15 protein-coding genes are annotated in these 16,047 nt (G+C 66.6%); 5 read left to right on the top strand and 10 right to left on the bottom strand.

Annotated elements, in window-relative coordinates:
• Positions 1–11 precede the first annotated feature (11 nt).
• The 3 genes from A5659_RS12745 to A5659_RS12735 are packed head-to-tail and all read right to left on the bottom strand — an operon-like array spanning position 12 to position 4,052.
• On the bottom strand, positions 12–506 hold the full coding sequence (locus tag A5659_RS12745) for a gluconokinase (protein WP_066867017.1): 495 nt from the start codon (positions 504–506) through the stop codon (positions 12–14).
• On the bottom strand, positions 507–2,516 hold the full coding sequence (locus A5659_RS12740; RefSeq protein ID WP_067181517.1) for a phosphotransferase: 2,010 nt from the start codon (positions 2,514–2,516) through the stop codon (positions 507–509).
• 18 nt (positions 2,517–2,534) lie between these two features.
• Entirely contained in the window at positions 2,535–4,052 is a 1,518-nt protein-coding gene (locus tag A5659_RS12735; RefSeq protein ID WP_067181515.1) for a carboxylesterase/lipase family protein, read from the bottom strand.
• 79 nt (positions 4,053–4,131) lie between these two features.
• Here A5659_RS12735 and A5659_RS12730 point away from each other — a divergent pair, with 79 nt between their 5' ends.
• Positions 4,132–4,806 carry a hypothetical protein gene (locus A5659_RS12730; protein ID WP_197497992.1) on the top strand — a complete coding sequence of 225 codons (675 nt, stop codon included), beginning with the start codon at positions 4,132–4,134 and terminating at the stop codon, positions 4,804–4,806.
• Here the strand turns inward: A5659_RS12730 and A5659_RS12725 are convergent.
• Both A5659_RS12725 and A5659_RS12720 read right to left on the bottom strand, forming a co-directional pair.
• Positions 4,796–5,785 (bottom strand): SDR family NAD(P)-dependent oxidoreductase, encoded by a 990-nt coding sequence (locus A5659_RS12725; RefSeq protein ID WP_231997819.1) that lies wholly within the window; start codon positions 5,783–5,785, stop codon positions 4,796–4,798. The two genes, A5659_RS12730 and A5659_RS12725, sit on opposite strands and share 11 nt — an antisense overlap.
• Complete coding sequence (locus A5659_RS12720; RefSeq protein ID WP_067181512.1) at positions 5,782–7,005, bottom strand: cytochrome P450; 1,224 nt, start codon at positions 7,003–7,005, stop codon at positions 5,782–5,784. The genes A5659_RS12725 and A5659_RS12720 overlap by 4 nt, the downstream gene beginning before the upstream one ends.
• Before the next feature lie 91 nt (positions 7,006–7,096).
• Between A5659_RS12720 and A5659_RS12715 the strand changes: the two genes are divergently transcribed.
• Positions 7,097–7,726, top strand: coding sequence for a TetR/AcrR family transcriptional regulator (locus A5659_RS12715; RefSeq protein WP_067181509.1), 630 nt, complete (start codon positions 7,097–7,099; stop codon positions 7,724–7,726).
• 12 nt (positions 7,727–7,738) lie between these two features.
• Here A5659_RS12715 and A5659_RS12710 read toward each other — a convergent pair whose 3' ends face one another.
• The 4 genes from A5659_RS12710 to A5659_RS12695 form a co-directional block, all read right to left on the bottom strand.
• The gene (locus A5659_RS12710; protein ID WP_066867006.1) at positions 7,739–8,374 is read right to left on the bottom strand and encodes a hypothetical protein; all 636 of its coding nucleotides are present in this window, start codon (positions 8,372–8,374) and stop codon (positions 7,739–7,741) included.
• Positions 8,375–8,534: 160 nt separating this feature from the next.
• Positions 8,535–9,353 (bottom strand): mycofactocin-coupled SDR family oxidoreductase, encoded by an 819-nt coding sequence (locus tag A5659_RS12705; protein ID WP_066867004.1) that lies wholly within the window; start codon positions 9,351–9,353, stop codon positions 8,535–8,537.
• A 1-nt stretch (position 9,354) separates the two neighbouring features.
• Positions 9,355–10,437, bottom strand: coding sequence for a dihydrodipicolinate reductase (locus A5659_RS12700; protein WP_067181506.1), 1,083 nt, complete (start codon positions 10,435–10,437; stop codon positions 9,355–9,357).
• Between the two features lie 64 nt (positions 10,438–10,501).
• A complete protein-coding gene (locus A5659_RS12695) occupies positions 10,502–11,290 on the bottom strand; it encodes an SDR family NAD(P)-dependent oxidoreductase (protein WP_067181503.1) in 789 nt (262 codons plus the stop codon).
• 207 nt (positions 11,291–11,497) lie between these two features.
• Between A5659_RS12695 and A5659_RS12690 the strand changes: the two genes are divergently transcribed.
• Complete coding sequence (locus tag A5659_RS12690) at positions 11,498–12,097, top strand: TetR/AcrR family transcriptional regulator (RefSeq protein ID WP_067181500.1); 600 nt, start codon at positions 11,498–11,500, stop codon at positions 12,095–12,097.
• Positions 12,098–12,106: 9 nt separating this feature from the next.
• Here A5659_RS12690 and A5659_RS12685 read toward each other — a convergent pair whose 3' ends face one another.
• A complete protein-coding gene (locus tag A5659_RS12685) occupies positions 12,107–13,210 on the bottom strand; it encodes a dihydrodipicolinate reductase (protein ID WP_067181497.1) in 1,104 nt (367 codons plus the stop codon).
• A 425-nt stretch (positions 13,211–13,635) separates the two neighbouring features.
• Between A5659_RS12685 and A5659_RS12680 the strand changes: the two genes are divergently transcribed.
• Positions 13,636–14,301 (top strand): hypothetical protein, encoded by a 666-nt coding sequence (locus tag A5659_RS12680; protein WP_197508051.1) that lies wholly within the window; start codon positions 13,636–13,638, stop codon positions 14,299–14,301.
• Positions 14,302–14,489: 188 nt separating this feature from the next.
• Positions 14,490–16,031, top strand: coding sequence for a nitric oxide reductase activation protein NorD (locus A5659_RS12675; RefSeq protein WP_067181494.1), 1,542 nt, complete (start codon positions 14,490–14,492; stop codon positions 16,029–16,031).
• Positions 16,032–16,047 lie beyond the last annotated feature (16 nt).

The raw sequence follows: 16,047 nt of genomic DNA, 5'->3' as shown, positions 1-16,047 counted from the left end.
TGCGGCCGCGGCTATGGGCGGGCCCGCACGACGGTGTCCACGATCGCGTCGACGTCGGGCCCGACGTCGACGGTCATGCCGACCTCATCGGGACCGAGCGGCTCCAGTGCGTCCAGTTGCGAGCGCAGCAGCGCGGCAGGCATGAAGTGATCGGTCCGCGTTGCCAGCCGGGCCCCGATCAGCTCCGCCGAGCCCGACAAGTGCAGGAACCGCACGCCCGGACAGTGGGCGCGCAACTGGTCACGGTAGGCCCTTTTCAGCGCCGAACAACTCACGACCGCGCCCTCGCGATGGGCGGCCAACCATTCGCCGACCTGCTCCAGCCAGGGATAGCGGTCGTCGTCGTCGAGCGGTTCACCGGCGGCCATCTTGGCGATGTTGGCGGGCGGGTGCAGGGTGTCGGCGTCGACGAACGGGACCCGCAGGCGCCGCGCGAGCGCCGCCCCCACCGTCGATTTGCCCGATCCCGAGACGCCCATCACGACAACGGGGGCCGATCCGCTCACCTAAGTCTGTTCGCCGAGGTTGCGGTTCCATTCCAGCCAACCGACACCGCTGCGCCCGTCGGCCGTGCTGATCGTGGCCCACACGCGGGGGAACTGGCTGACCCGCCCGTCGCGTGCCATGAGCCGGACCGGCGCCTGGCCGCGCACGCGCGCGTTCGCGGTGATCTGCGCCGGCTCCAACGCCAGCGTCGCCTCAAGCGGTAACCCGTTGTCGGCGAAGGACTCTCGCGAGTCGACGGTCTGCAACTCGGTCACCTTGCCGTCGGCGCCCTGCGCATAGCCGATGCTGAACGCGGGCGCCCCGGGGATCCGGATGTTCACGCCGTGCAAATGGGTGCCGTCGTCCAGGTGCAGCGCGCTCCAGATCCAATCCATGCCCCACCAATCGCGCACACCCCACGAGTGATCCCGTTGGCCCGCAACGGACTTCACACGGTAGCTGGTGTCACCGACGCTGACGCTGCCCGAGACGGTGCACGGGATCTCATAACGCGTCGTCACGGCGTACTTGTACGGGGTGCCGTCGGTGGCCCACACCAGGTTCACGCTCATCTCGACGGGTTCGCCGGGCTCGCCGCGCAGCAACGCCGACGGATCGGAGTAGGACCGGGCCCGCGCCCGCACGTCGACGCGATAGCTTTGCAGAGGCGCGTCGGCGGAATGCCCGAGCTCTAAGTCGTCGGTCCGCACCGACCACGGATCCGACGGCAGCGGCACTTGCGTGTCGACGGCGACGGTCGGCATGTCGGGCCCGCACAGCAACACGTGCACCCACGCGGTCTGTTCGTTGGCCACCCGCCCGAGCCGGAACCAGCCACCCAATCCCTGTGCCGCGTCGGCGAAGTCGGCGTACCAACTCTCACTCCACAGCGGTTCGGCGGTGGGCTCGTGGGCCAGTTCGTCCTCGACGGCCGGCTGCAACGGCTCGGGGGTCGCCGCGACGGGCAGCGTCGACAGCGCGTCCGTGTCCAGGACGTGGTCGCAGTGCCGCCGCAGCATCGTCATGAACATCTGATCGCCGCGGTCGGTGCGCTCGACCAGCATCGAGGAAACGATCGCCATCATCACCCCGAAAAAGCTCTGCCTGCGCACACCGTCGGCGACGTCGACCAGAGTCAGTGGTGCCGCAGGTCCCAGCGCCTCGTGATAGGCGCGCAGCAGCGCGTCGTAGTGCTGCCGGCGATCCTCGGTGGACAACGCGCAACCGAGGAAGTAGGCCAGATCGGTCAGCGCCGGACCCCACGACACGGTTTGCCAATCGACCACCGTCAGCGCGCGATCGGCGCCCTCGGTACCGAACAGCATGTTGTCCAGGCGATAGTCGCCATGCACCAGGCCCTGGACGCGGCCCCGCTCGGACGCCTCCGCTTCCTGGGCAAGGTAGCCGTCGAACGCGGCGACCAGGCGTTCGCACACCACGCGGTGCTCCGGTGCGATCTGGTCGCCGTAGCGGTCGACGAAACCCGCGTACAGCGGGGTGATCATGGCCTGGTTCAGCGGCGCGTCGCGGTTGAGCCACGGCGCCTCGGCCAGCGAAACGTCGCCGAGCAGCGGGCCGTGCAGGCGTCCCAGCTCGACGGCGCCGAGGCGAACCTGTTCGACTGTGGCTCCGGCGATTTCGTCACCGACGACGGCCGGCCCCGCGTCACCCAGCAGCAGATCGAAAACACCCGTGGAGGTGTCGACCGCCGCGTGGTAGCAGGGCGCGATGGGCCCGCCCAGACGCGGCGCGATGTCGCCGTAGAAACGCACCTCCCGCTCGTAAAGCCCCAGCGCCAGCCCGGTTTGGCGGCTCACCGGATCGGTGGCCGCGACCTTCAGCACCACCGACTCGGGCCCGCCCCCGGCCTCGGCATAGCTGAGCCGGACCCGGTAGCACTCGCTCATCTGGCCGGTGCCGATGCGCTCCACCGCGAAGTTGGCGATGGGTCCGGTGCCGATGACCGCGGCCAGCCAGGTGGCGGAGAGGTCACTGGGTCGTTCGATGACTTGCTCGGTCTCGGCATGCATGAGGGTTAGCGTGCCAGGTCAACGCGCCAGTGAGAAGCCGTCCCATGCCATTCGGCGATGCGGGTGTGGATCGAACTCGACGCGGGACTTGCGGTCGAAGACCATCACGGCACGATCCTCGGCGGTATAGAGGGGCCAGTCCTCCCCCGGCACGCCGGTCCGGCTGAAGGCGCGCCAGCGCCGTTGCACTTGATTGCTGACCCGCAACGCGGCCCGCCGGTCCGCCGCCGCGGTCAGCAACGCGCCGAATCTGGTGCGGTACACGTCGAAAACGGCGAGCAACTCGGTGGCGTGGGTGGCCCCGAAGCCCGACCAGCGCAGCGTGCGCGGCGCGTAGTCGTACCGGTAGAGGTAGGTCGGCGCGTGCGCGCCGTGGGCCTCCGCGATCTGCCAGGCCGCCGAGGCGAAGGCGAAGTCACCACCGAGCTGGATGCAGGCCGCCCGCTCGGGATAATTGGGATATGCGGCGGTAATGCGTTCGCGGATAGCGGGTTCCGCCTCGGCCAGCAGCTCTTCGACCATCGTCTCGTTGGTCGGCAACATCGCCAGGAAGCGGGTGAACAACCGGCCCTCTTCGGCATTCGTGCCCACGATCAGCGGTACCCGGTGGGCCTCACCGCGCCGCATCGCCTCGACCGGATCCAATGGCAGCATGTCGTCACCGAAGACCGGGCCAATTGGGAAGGCGCCCAGCCTGTTCTGCATGCCTTCGTCGATCAACCGGTGTTGGGTTTCCACCAGCTGCGCGGCGGACGCCTGCATCAGCGCGTTGGCGGCATCCTGCTTGCGCACCCCCAGCAGGTTGGCGAAGCGGTTCGCGAACTCCGCGGCGACCTCTTTCGACCGCACCAGACCCGACGCCGGGCTCTCCGATATGGCCCGGGCGAACAGGCCTTCGGCGGCGGGCACCGCCAGCAGCGATGCGGTGATGCACGCTCCCGCGCTCTCGCCGAAGATGGTGACATTGTCGGGATCACCGCCGAATCCCGCGATGTTGTCACGAACCCACTGCAGCGCCAGCACCAGGTCGCGCAGATACAGGTTGCTGTCGATGGTGATCTCGGGCGTCGACAACGACGAAAAGTCCACGCACCCCAGCGCGCCCAGGCGGTAGTTCACCGACACGTAGACGCATCCCCGGCGGGCCAGGGCCGCGCCGTCGTACAGCGGTGTCGCCGAGCTGCCCAGGAAGTAGCCGCCGCCGTGGATGAACACCATGACGGGCAGCGGCCCCTCGGCGTCACCCTCGGGCGCCACGACGTTGAGGGTGAGGCAGTCCTCGCTCATCGGCTGATAGCGGCCGCCCAGACCCGACATGCCGAGCAGGGTGTAACGGCGCTGCTGGGGCGCGCAATTGCCGAAGCCGTGACAGTGTCGAACACCAGACCACGGCTGGGCCGGCTGCGGCGCCCGGAAGCGCAGGCGGCCCACCGGTGGGCGGGCATACGGGATCGACCGCCACCGATTGACCCCGTCGCGGGTGAAGCCTTCGACGGTGCCGATGGCCGTGCGTGCGCGGACAGTCCGGTCATGCATAACCCGACGGTAACCGACATGACGGCCGTAACGCGCGCGCAGCGCCTTAATTGCCCGGCGCGGCGGTTAGCCTGACTGAATGCGGAAAGCTGCGATGATCGCCGCGGCACTACTGGTCGCCGGGTGCTCCCACACCACGGGCGGCCAATCAGCGCCGACCCCGAGCACCGCCCAGACATCCACCGGCGCCGGCGCACCGGGAAGCAAAGCGCCCGGACCCACCGGGGCGCCCGGCGCCGGCACCGCGATCTCCGACGTCATCGCCTGGATAGAGGCCGGCCATCCCGCCGATCCCGGCCGCTTTCACACCGCCAGCCGCGACGGGGCCACCACGCCCCTGGGCGACGACATCGCGCTGGCTGCGGTGGCCGGCAAGGTCTCCTGCATGACGGATGCCAAGCACACCGGCGGCGCACTGGCCTGCCTGGTGAATCTGACCAATCCACCGCCGGCTCCCGCGACGGCCTATGGCCAGTGGCAAGGCGGTTGGATCAGCTTCGACGGGGTGAACCTGCAGGTCGGATCCGCCCGTGCCGATCCCGGCCCATTCCTGAACGGCAACGGGCCGGAACTGGCGAACGGGGATTCGCTGTCGTTCGGTGACTACCGGTGCCGCGCCGAGCAGACCGGCCTGTACTGCGTGAACTATGCGCACCAGTCGGCGGCCAAGTTCAGCCCCGCCGGCATCGTGCCGTACGGCTGCCTGAAATCGGCCCCGCCGCCGGACGGTGTCGGCGCGGCCTTCAGCTGCTGAGGCTGCCGATGATGGTCGCGAAAAGCTCGCTCATTTCGTCACCGGGCCCGCCCGGCACGGTGTAGCCGGCTTCGTCGCGAATCTCGTCCAGGTGGTCGCGGACGTCCTCGATCGACAGCCCGGGTCGGTAGCAACCCCTTGTCCTGCCGATGAAGAACCGCGCGACGTGTCCCGCGCCCACCGTGTAGATTTCACCGGACACCGGGCAATCCCGGTGGGAAAGGAAGGCGGCCACCGGAGCGACCTGCGCGGGGTCCAGTTTCTGAAGGTATTGGCCCACAAGGTCATCCAATACCGCCTGCGATGCCGCATCGTGTTCGACGGCTTGCCGGCCGGTCGCCTCGTCGAGCGAATGCGTCAGCATCCGGGTGTACGCGATGGGAGCGATGGCATTGACCTTGATGCCGTATGCGGCTCCTTCGGCGGCCAGCACACGCGTCAAGCCCAGCAAACCCGCCTTGGCCGCGCCGTAGTTGCTCATCCGTTCGGCGCCAAGGATTCCCGCGGCCGAGCAGGTGTTGAGCACCCGGCCGTAGCGCTGTTCGCGCATCACCTGCCACGCTGGCCTCGTCACGTAGAACGCCCCCTTGAGGTGGACATCCACCAGGGGGTCGAGCCGATCGGCGGTCATGTCCTCGAACGGCGCGTCGCCGACGATGCCCGCATTGTTGATCACGATGTCCAGGCGCCCCCAGACCCGCAGGGCAGTGTCGATGATCGCTTGTGCGCCTTGCGGACTCGTCACGCTGTGGCTGTCTGCGACGGCCTCGCCGCCCTGCTCGCGAATGGCATCCGCGACGGCCTCGGCCGCCTTGTCGTCCGCGCCGTCCCCGGTCACCGAGCCGCCCTTGTCGTTGACCACGACGCGGGCTCCGCGCGCGGCCAGAAGCTGGGCGTACTCCCTGCCCAGCCCGCCGGCGGCGCCGGTGATCACGGCCACTTGGCCGTCGAAGCGCAGCTCGCCGTTAGACACCGTCACCAGCGCACCGGAAGTTCTTTCATGCCATAGATATTGGCGTCTTTGAACCTCAGCTGCTCCGGCGGCACCGCCAGTCGCAACCCGGGCAGGCGCCGCGCCAGGGTGGCGAAGGCGACCTGCATCTCGACGCGGGCCAAATTCGCTCCGATGCATTGATGCACGCCATATCCGAAGCCCAAGTGCCCGCGAGCGTTTCGGTCCGGGTCGAAGGCTTCGGGGTGGTCGACGAATTCTGCGTCCCAATTGCCGGCGAGCAGGCTCATGAGGACGAACTCCCCGGCGCGAATCGGTTGGCCACCGATCACCAGATCTTCGGTCGCGACGCGGTCGACCTGGCTGTGCACGATGGACAGATAGCGCATCAGTTCTTCGACGACGTTCGCGATGACGGCCGGATCGTCGGTTTGTCCGAGTCGCTCGAACACCTCGGGATGTTCCAGCAGCGCAACGGTTCCCAGTGCGATCATGTTGGCCGTGGTTTCGTGGCCGGCCTGCATCATGATCACGCTGTTCATGGCCGTGGTGGTGTGGTCGAGCTGGCCCGTGGCCACGTATTCGGTGAGCAGGCGGCTGATCAAGTCGTCGCCGGGTTCGCGCGCTTTGCGTTCCACCAGCTCCTCGATGTAGGTATACATCGACCCGAACGCCTGGCCCTTTTCCTCGTCGGTGGACTTCTGGTCAAGCCCCTTGGTGGTGTTGTGCTGGAAGATGGCCAAGTCTTCGGGCGGCACCCCGAGCAGCAGGGCGATCACCATCGACGGCACGGGCAAGGCGAATTCACGCACCAGATCGGCCGGCGCACCGTTGTCGATCATCTGGCCGAGATAGTGGTCGACCATGTCCTGAATGTGCGGCCGCATTGATTCACAACGCCTGAAGGTGAAGCTGCTTGTCATCATGCGCCGCAACCGATGATGCTCGGGATCGTCGGTCCGGGCGAACATCACGGCGACCTTGTTGTCGGCGTCGGTCGGCAGGATCGAGTCCGGAATGGTCTTCGCGGACAAGCGCGGATCGACCAACGCCGCCCTGATGTCCTGGTAGCGGCTGACCACCCAGACCGGGTTGCCGCCGAACATCGCCCGTCGCAGCCCGGCCTGTTCGCGCCACTGCGCAAACTCGGGCGGGGCCGCGAGCGGGCAGTGCGACGGCCGCGGGACGGGTAACACGGGAAGGCTTGCGTCAGGCCGGGATTCGGCGGTCTCCAAAGGTATTGCCATAACCAGTTTTCCACTAAGTGTCAGTTGGCTGCCAGTTGTACGAGCCTAAAGCGGCGGCTACCGACAGTCAACTGTCAGTTACGCTGTGACGATGACCGCGGTTGAAGACCGGCCGTTGCGGGCCGACGCGGCGCGCAACGTCGAGCGCATCCTGCGCGCGGCGCGCGAGGTCTACGGCGAATTGGGACCCGACGCCCCGGTGGAAGCGGTCGCGCGCCGCGCCGGCGTCGGTGAACGAACCCTGTACCGCAGATTTCCGGCAAAGGCGGACCTGGTACGCGCCGCCCTGGATCAAAGCATCGCCGAGGACCTCACGCCGGTGATCGACAGCGCCCGCCTCGAGAAGGATCCGCTGCGCGGCCTCACCCAGCTGATCGAAGCGGCGATATCGCTGGGGGCGCGCGAACACAGCCTGCTGACGGCCGCACGCCGCGCCGGATCGCTAACCTCCGACATCTCGGTGTCGCTCAACGCGGCGCTCGGCGAGCTCGCCCGCGCAGGCCAGCGAGCCGGCAGCATCCGCACCGACCTGGTCGCCGACGACCTTCCTCGCCTGATCGCGATGCTCTTCAGCGTGCTGTCCACCATGGATGCCGGCAGCGACGGCTGGCGGCGCTATGTCACCCTCGTCATCGACGCGATATCGGTCAACGAACGACAGCCGCTGCCGCCGGCCGCCGCACTGCGCTATGAGCTGCAGCCGGACAGCTGGCCCCTGTGAACGAGCGGCGGCTCAGCCGGCCGGCAGTCCCGCTTTGACGGCGGCGTCTTGCTTTTGGGCGAGATCGAGCATGACATCGGCCGGCGTGGGATTGCCGACGACACAGTCGGACTCCAGGTCGACCATGGCCCTGCCCTCGACGAACACCGCCTCGGAGATCTCCATCGGGTTGGCCGGGTCGGTTCCCTGACCGATCACCATGAACCCGTTGGTGCCGACGTCGATGGGCTGCTGCTGGCCGTTGACCTTCTTTCCGACGACGTCGCGCATGTTCGCCGCGGTCTGGGTGGCGGTGGCCGCATCGGGGAAGACCGCGATCGTGTCGATGATGGTGCGCTTGCCGTCGGGGTTCTTGAAAACCTGCCCCACGCCGGTGATGCCGCTGGGATTCTGGCTCGGCGGGCCGTCGGCGGTGGCGTTGGGGCCCACGTCGCCGGGCTTGATCAGCAGGTTGCTGTAGTCCACCGGGGCTCCCGGTGCGCCCGGGGCCGCGCCGGCCGAAGGGCTCGACGAAGCGGCCGGGCCGGACGACGAGGCCGAACCCGATGATCCCGTAGAGCTTTTGCCGCCACCGCAACCGGCCACCGTCGCGCCGACCAATAGGGCGGCAGCTGTCAGCCCGAGCACGGACGTCCGCACCGTATTCATGAGGCTCTCCTTGGTGAACTCAGCTATTTGTATCCCTTACCGCGCGCGTGGGCAGCGAGAACACGCAAACTCCGGCCGCCGGACGACTATTCATCTGTCAGCCCAGCCTATGGGCTGGCGACGGGATCGGTAAGGGCACACGCTGTGCAGCGGCGCGGCGTCAGTTGATGGTCACTCCCGCATCGACCTTGAATTCCAGCCCCGTCACATACCTGGACTCATCCGACAAAAGGAACACCACCGCGTTGCTGACGTCGACGGGCTCGACGGCCGGCGTGGGCATCGCATTGACGAAGATGGGGATCAGGTCGGACCGTCGCTCGCCCAAGAGCGGTCCGAACGACGGTGGAACCATCCCGGTGGGAACACCGGTGGGAAGCACGGTGTTGACGCGCACGTTCTGCGCCGCCAGTTCGTTGGCCAACGCCAGCGTCAGGCCGACGACGCCGTGCTTGGCCGCCGTGTAGGGCGTCTGCAGTGGAAATCCCTTGATAGCGCCCGCGGAACTGACGTTGACCAGGCTGCCGCCGCCCTGGTCGAGCAGGTGGGGTATAGCGGCCGCGCAGGTGTTCCACACCCCGATGAGATTGACGTCGACCACCGTACGCCACTGGTCGGCGGTGGTCTGGTCCCAGGACGCCACCGTGAGCACGCCGGCATTGGCCACCGCGCCGTCGAGGCCGCCGAGCTCGCCGACGCCGTCGTCGACCGCAGACCGCAGTTGCGCCTCGTTTCGGACATCGACGATGCGGCTCACGCAGCGGCGACCGAAACCCCTTACCAGTTCGACTGTTTCGGCCAACTCGTCCTTCGTCGCCAAGGGATATTCGATCTCGGGCAGAGATTGGCATATGTCGAGCAGGATGAGGTCGGCGCCCTCCTGCGCTAGCCGCAGGGCGTGGCTGCGTCCCATGCCGCGCGCGGCGCCGGTGATCAGGATGCGTTTGCCGGCAACGCGTCCGGGGGCCGAGGTCGTCAGGTCAGTGCTCGTTCCACATCAGGCCACGCATCGTTGCCGACAGCGGAATATCCTCCACCCCGATCAACCCCTGGGGCGCCCGGCATACCCAATCGATCGCGTTGACGGCCCGGCCGGCCGTCGAGATGCAGCCGGCATCAGTGGAATCGAATAGCGGGTGGGACACGTGGGTGTTGATTTCGACCCGCGGCTCCCCGTCCACGACAACCCGATGAACCCCGGTGTGGCCGTCGGGCGGGAACTCCCAGTCGGGCGCCGCGGCCTGGGTGAGCCTGGTGACGTGCTCGAGCGTGATGACCGGCCGCCCGGCGCGCACCCCCTCGGTGGCGAACCGCACCGCGGCCATCTGCCCCGGTTCGACCGTCATCATCGTGCAGTCGATTCGTTCTCGCGTGTACCAGGGTTCGCAGCGCTGGCGCACGTCATCGAGCTTGATGTCGAGGTTGTCCGCCAGGCTGCGGACCTGACCTCCCCACATCGACACGATCACCCCGGGCAGAAACATCATCGGCGAATCGTCATCGGGCGTCGAGCCGAAACCCATTGCTGCGCCGGTGAATTCGGCGTCGTCGTAGTTCCCATAGTCGAAGATCTCCTGCACGGTGATCGAGTCGATCCGGGTGGTCAGGCTGGCCGCGGAGTGCACCAGCGTATCGCCGGAGAAGCCCGGATCGATGCCGTTGACGTAAAGCGAGGCGTTGCCGGCCGCGCAGGCACGCTCCAGGGGCTCGCGCAACCAGTCGTCGGCGTGGCGCGGGGTGACCAGCCAGACCATCGACGTACCGACGACGTTGGTGCCGGCCGCCAGGAACTTGGCCATCTGTTCGATGGCTTCCATCGGCCGCGTCTCCCCTTGGGATGTGTAAACGACGCAGTCGGCGCCGAGGGCGACCAGGGCGTCGATGTCGTCCGTGGCGATGACGCCGGTCGGTTCGTCCAGTCCGCACAGCTGCGCCGCATCCTGGCCGACCTTCTGGCTGCTGGCGGCGTGCACGCCGACCAGCTCGAGATCGGGTCTGCCGATGATGGCTCGCAACGAATGCCGACCCACGTTGCCGGTGGAGAATTGAATGACCCTGCGCATGGCTACCCTCGTCCTTCCGGCGGTGGGTGATGACCCATCATGACGCGTTCAATCGCCGCACAGGTCAGTAATCGGGTATCGGCAGTGGCGAATTGTTCGAGTCGATGCCGCCGTCGACGTGGAATGTCGCGTTGGTCGCATAGCAGTCGCGGGTGGACAGGTACACCGCGAGCCGCCCGAGATCCTCGACGTCGCCCAGCCGATGCAGCGGCGTGGCCTCCTGCATCTTTTCCAGTGAGCCGGGCATCAGATCCAGGCTGCCCTTCAGGCCGTCGGTGGCGAAGGACCCCAGGGCGATGGCGTTGACGCGAATCTTCGGGGCGAGTTCCTGTGCCATGGCGCGGGTGAGCGCTTCCAGACCACCCTTGGCAACGCAATAGGCGGTCAGCGCCCGGATGCCGAAACGTGCCGAGCCCGACGAGATGTTGATGATGGAACCGTGTCCGGCGCTGAGCATGTGGGGCGCCACCAGCTGACTCATGATGAAGGCCGACGTCACACACCAGTCGAAGGTGTGCCGGAAGTCTTCGTCGGTGATATCGAGGAATCGCGCGTAGGTCGACCCGCCGACATTGTTGACCAGAATGTCGATGCGACCGAGGCGCTCCATGGCCGTGCTGACGACCCGCTCTGAATCCGGACGACTCATCGCGTCCGCGACGAGCGCCAGCCCCTTGCCGCCGGCGGCCTCGATACCCGCAATCGTGCCAACGACATCCGCCTCGGTCCGCGCGGTCCCGACCACGGTGGCCCCCGCCTCCGCCAGCACCCGGGCGATGCCCGCACCCACACCCTTGCCGGCTCCGGTGACGATCGCGACCTGTCCGTCCAGCCTGAACTGCTCCAACGCCATGCCGGCTCCTCCGATGTGCGGTGTGGTGCGCGTTCAATCTATGAATATTGCTGACTAAAGTCAACGAACTTTGGACGCAGATATCCGCCGTGGCGGGTGGCGCTCGACAATGACACGTTGTGCAAGCGTTTTTGGTCGACACACGGCATACTGGTCGGGGTTAGCCTCGAAATCCTGGCATGAGTCAGGTCAACCGTGAGGGAAGCAATGGCTGTGACGGACCGGCTGTCGGCACGAGAAGCTAAGCGCCTGCAGACGCGGGAGCGATTGATGGGCGCCGCAATCGGCGAGTTCGCCCGCGCCGGGATGGCCGAGGCCGACGTGGGGGCCATTGTGGCCGCGGCCGGCGTGGCCCACGGGACTTTCTTCTTCCACTTCCCCACCAAAGAGCATGTGCTGCTGGAGCTGGAGCGCCGCGAAGAGGACCGAATCGCCAAGCAGTTCGCGCAATTCCTGAGGTCGAAGCACGACCTCGCTGCGGCATTGAACGAGGCGGTCCGATTGGTCGTCGGCTTGGAACGCCGCCTGGGCGATCGGCTGTTCAATGACTTTCTCGCGCTGCACTTCTCCCAAACCCGCCCGCAGACCGAAGACGGCAGGGATCACCCGCTGATCGTCTTGGTCGCCCGGGAGATCGCGCAGGCCCAGGAACGCGGCGAGACGGATGCCGAGGTCAATCCGATGAACAGTGCGGTGTTCTTCTTGCTGGGTCTGTACGCGCTGTTGATCACCACCAACCACTGGCCGACTGGCCACACGCTGCTGGAAGACTACGTCGAGAGGACGTTGCGAAGCTTGAAACCCTGACCCGTCGGGTCAGGGCCGTATGACGCCACGCAGCGGCATCAGCCCGAGTTCCCGATGGGACATGAAACCCGGCGGGGCGTCGCAGACCGCGGGAATGGCGTTCGCGGGGCCCATCGCGGTCCAGGTGTAGCCGGGCAGCGCGTAGCCCCCACCCGGATCCTGCGCCCCCTGCAGGATCAGCTCGGTGGACGAGTCGCCCTCGATCACTATGCGGTAGTGGTAATGCTGAGGCCAATCCTCCTGCGGCTCAATAGCATCGAAGGTGTCCATCGTGTATATCTCATGAAAGATCACGAGGGGCTTGCCCTCTACCCACGCCGTCCACTTGTGATGCTGGCGAGCGACCGTGCCCTTCTTGATCACGCCCTTGAAGCCCGGCATATCGCTGGTCTCTCCCCCTTCGAAGGGAATGTCGCGCGTGGCGTGCCCCAACTCCACCTCAGTCGTGTATCTCTCGACCGTCTTCCCCATCCCCTCGACAACCATTACCATGGACTGTGCGAACAATGGCCACGCCTGTCCCAACAGGTTCGGGCCGTCCTCGAACCCGGCCGGGTCGCTGCCCATGCCCATCTCGTGCAGGTACTTCAGCGTGTCTCGACCGAAGTTCACCACCTCGTAGATGTGAATGGTGTCGATTTGACTGACGATTCGGGCCAGCGTCAGCACGAGTAGGTCTCCGGCGAAGCCGGGGTTGACACCACCCGCATGGAACGACGTGCCACCCTCGTGACAGGCGGCATCGATCTTGTCGATGTCCGCCTTGCTGTGTTCGGTTCGATACCACCAGGCGCCGCCGGAGGCAACGACGTTCTTGCCCCCGCGCAGTAGGCGGCACACCTCATCGGGGTCAGACCACAGCGGCGCATAGAACACGCAATCGGCGTCCAGTGCCTCGATGGCGGCCTTGTCGGTGGTGGCCCGCACCCCCGTCGGCGCCTTGCCGCAGAGCTCACCGGCGTCCTTACCCACCTTCTCCGGACGATTGCACAGCACCCCGACCAGTTCATAGGCAGGGTTGTGCACGAAATGACGGAGCGCAATCGTGCCGACATTCCCTACGCCCCACTGGATTACGCGATACTTCTTCCCGGCTGGCGGCTTGGGTGTCATCGCTACTCCTTTGCACGCACCGACAGCGCTACACCGGGTGCACCGTTTCCGCCGCCGGCACACGAGGCCACACCGGCTGAGCGCTCGCTGAGCGTAGGCGTCCGGTGAAAGCCGTGTCAACGATTGAGGGCTGACTTATGTCAGTGTTTTTCGGCGTGTACCTCCCACGCCGGGGCGCCCCGCTACGGGCGGATTGGCTGGTTGCGCCGCGCGATAGCACCGTGAGAACGGCCGGGACCTGGTGAACCCTCTGAGATTCACAAAGTCGACCACCCATCTTACGCTGACTACAGTCAGCCTGTTATATTGCACAAGCCGATTGGATCAGCAGACGGGGAGGGTTCGTGAATCTGCCGAGGCTGCATCAGCGCAATGCCGGCAGTGAGGCCACCACCGCCGGCTCAAACGGCGCTCCCCCAACGGGTCTGACCATCGACGAACATCTGGAACGGTCGCAACTCGCGCAACGCCAGGCCGACAGATGGCTCATCTCCGGCAGTCTGCTGATCGGCACCGCCGCCCTGGGCGTCTTCGGCTTGCCGCTGTTTCTGTGGGGCGTGCGATTGCTGCGCCGGGCCCAGCGCGATGGCCTCTCCGTTCGACCGATGCTGGTCACGTTGCTCGGCTATCTCGTCATCATCGACGCCGCCATCAACACCGTCGGATGGGCCCTTGACCTGGTGGCGAACCACACCATCCTGGCTCGGGTGTTGCTCAACGGGTGGGGCAACATGTTCGACGCCGGCTACTTCTGGCACTACAACGAGCTGTGGGTCGGCGGCGCGGCCGGACCGGGCGAAAAGGCTTTGGAGGTCGGCCTCATCCTGACCGTCTTCACCATGCGCATCGCGGCGGCCATCGGATTTCTACAGATGAAGCGCTGGGGCCATCAGTGGATGGTCGTCACCTGCTGGATGGGCGTGGTCATCTGGATCACCTACGTCTTCAACATGACCATGTTCGCCGACGTGCGCTTCGCCGGCGTCGTGCTGCCGGTCGTCGGCTGGTGGCTCTACGACATCTTCTACATCACCCCGTTCCTCGCCATCCCCTACCTGCACACCGTCAACCGCGAACTCTTCTCCGATTGACATGCTCGAGCCGAAACCCACTACGCCACCGAGGAAGTCACATCATGGGCTATCTATGGGAAATCCTTCGCTATGTCGCCGCCTGGGGCGGCACCGGACTGATCATCTGGTTCTGGTACTGGCTGTTCTCCAACATCGGCACGTTCTGAATCGCGGCCCGGGCAGCCGGAACACGCGGCATTCGGCTCATGGTTGAACATTCCGACGGCCAGGCGATGGCGCTGGAACGGGGTTGCTCCGTCACGGCGGTCGCGCTCAGCGACCAACGGCGCGAGGGCGTGCGGCTGGTCACCGGGGAACGACGCGGCTTCGGCCTGAACGCGGCCCTGAAGTTCGTTCACGTCCCCTACCCCGCCCCCCAACTTTCAGGGCCCGACTGGACACGCCGAACCCTGACATGTGGCGTGGCCCTGCAATGTTCGCCATCGAAAGAACGCCTCACCGAATATCGCCTCAACGAGCTCTCGGCCCGGGAACTGCGTGCGCTCACCCTCGTCGAGGCCGGCGTCGCCCTCGGCTGGATCGCGTCACGATGGCCGGGACTGGTCGCCGAGGTGCGTCGACTACTTCCCGAGGTCCGCACCGAGGCCGGTGACATGGCCGCCGTGGAAATGCTCAATCGCGCAATGGCATTGGCGGCCACAGGCCAGGAATTGACGATTCACCCACTGCTGGGCTCGTTGCCGCTGGCGTACACGGCGCCGCACGGATTGGCCGACAAATTGCGGCGCAGCTTCGGCAGGATGCCCTGGACCACAACGCAGAAGCGTTTGCCGCGGCCGTACTCCGTTCCGGTCGGCGGCGACGGCGGGGTCCGCAACCCCAACCTGCCGCCGCCGAGCCGGCCGCAAGACAACGATCTCGACGTCACGCCGGAACACCGGCCCGGCATTCCCTACCCCGAATGGAACATGTGGACACAGCGATTCATGCGTGACCATGTCGCCGTCATCGAGCATTCCGACGGCCGGCACGCCCGCCGGCCGGTGCCGGTGGTCGTCGACGTGCGTAAGTGGTTCGAGGAACACACCCACCGCGCGATGACCAACCGCCTCGAAGACGGCTCCGACCTCGACGTCGACCAATACGTCGATCACTACATCGATCTGGCGACCGGCGAGGCGAAGGAGCCGAAGGTGTTCCGTGATCTGCTGCCCAGCAGCCGCGACGTCACCACCGCCTTGCTGCTCGACGGCAGTTCGTCGCTGGGGGTGCACGGCGGCCGCGTGTTCCAGCTGGAGTTGTCCTGTGCCGATGCGCTTTCCCGCGCCATGACGCTGGCACGCGAGCGCCACGGCGTCTTCGTATTCACCGGCAACACCCGTCATCGAGTCGAAGTCCGCTGCCTGAAGGACTTCGACGACCGCCGATTCGTACCGCCGAGCGGGCTGGGTTTGTCCACCCGCGGATACACCAGACTCGGTGCGCCACTTCGCCATCTGACGAGCCGCCTGCTGGCGCAGGCCTCCGAGCGCCGCCTGCTGATCGTCATCGGTGACGGACTGATCTCCGATGAAGGCTATGAGGGCCGGTATGCCTGGGCGGACGCCGCGCACGCCGTCGAGGAGGCCAACGAGGCCGGGGTGTCGATGTACTACGTGGGCGTGGGACCGACCCGCGTCGATCCCCTCCCCGAGGTGTTCGGACCCCGCCGGTCGCAACGGATCCGGCGCATCGAGGAGCTGCCCCGGGTACTGGCCCATGTCCATCGCGAACTGGTCACGGCATGAACGCGACCCGCTGAGG

The organism is Mycobacterium sp. 1165196.3, assembly GCF_001673415.1.
Taxonomy (GTDB): domain Bacteria; phylum Actinomycetota; class Actinomycetes; order Mycobacteriales; family Mycobacteriaceae; genus Mycobacterium; species Mycobacterium europaeum_A.
The sequence above is the reverse complement of the archived record's forward strand: the minus strand, read 5'-3'. Positions and strand labels throughout refer to the sequence as shown.

What these genes read in the sequence shown, in the direction of transcription:
- A5659_RS12685 (WP_067181497.1), bottom strand. Translation starts at nt 13,210, where the DNA reads ATGACACCCAAGCCGCCAGCCGGGAAGAAGTATCGCGTAATCCAGTGG.
- A5659_RS12690 (WP_067181500.1), top strand. Translation starts at nt 11,498, where the DNA reads ATGGCTGTGACGGACCGGCTGTCGGCACGAGAAGCTAAGCGCCTGCAG.
- A5659_RS12730 (WP_197497992.1), top strand. Translation starts at nt 4,132, where the DNA reads ATGCGGAAAGCTGCGATGATCGCCGCGGCACTACTGGTCGCCGGGTGC.
- A5659_RS12720 (WP_067181512.1), bottom strand. Translation starts at nt 7,005, where the DNA reads ATGGCAATACCTTTGGAGACCGCCGAATCCCGGCCTGACGCAAGCCTT.
- A5659_RS12675 (WP_067181494.1), top strand. Translation starts at nt 14,490, where the DNA reads ATGGTTGAACATTCCGACGGCCAGGCGATGGCGCTGGAACGGGGTTGC.
- A5659_RS12735 (WP_067181515.1), bottom strand. Translation starts at nt 4,052, where the DNA reads ATGCATGACCGGACTGTCCGCGCACGCACGGCCATCGGCACCGTCGAA.
- A5659_RS12740 (WP_067181517.1), bottom strand. Translation starts at nt 2,516, where the DNA reads ATGCATGCCGAGACCGAGCAAGTCATCGAACGACCCAGTGACCTCTCC.
- A5659_RS12715 (WP_067181509.1), top strand. Translation starts at nt 7,097, where the DNA reads ATGACCGCGGTTGAAGACCGGCCGTTGCGGGCCGACGCGGCGCGCAAC.
- A5659_RS12700 (WP_067181506.1), bottom strand. Translation starts at nt 10,437, where the DNA reads ATGCGCAGGGTCATTCAATTCTCCACCGGCAACGTGGGTCGGCATTCG.
- A5659_RS12710 (WP_066867006.1), bottom strand. Translation starts at nt 8,374, where the DNA reads ATGAATACGGTGCGGACGTCCGTGCTCGGGCTGACAGCTGCCGCCCTA.
- A5659_RS12695 (WP_067181503.1), bottom strand. Translation starts at nt 11,290, where the DNA reads ATGGCGTTGGAGCAGTTCAGGCTGGACGGACAGGTCGCGATCGTCACC.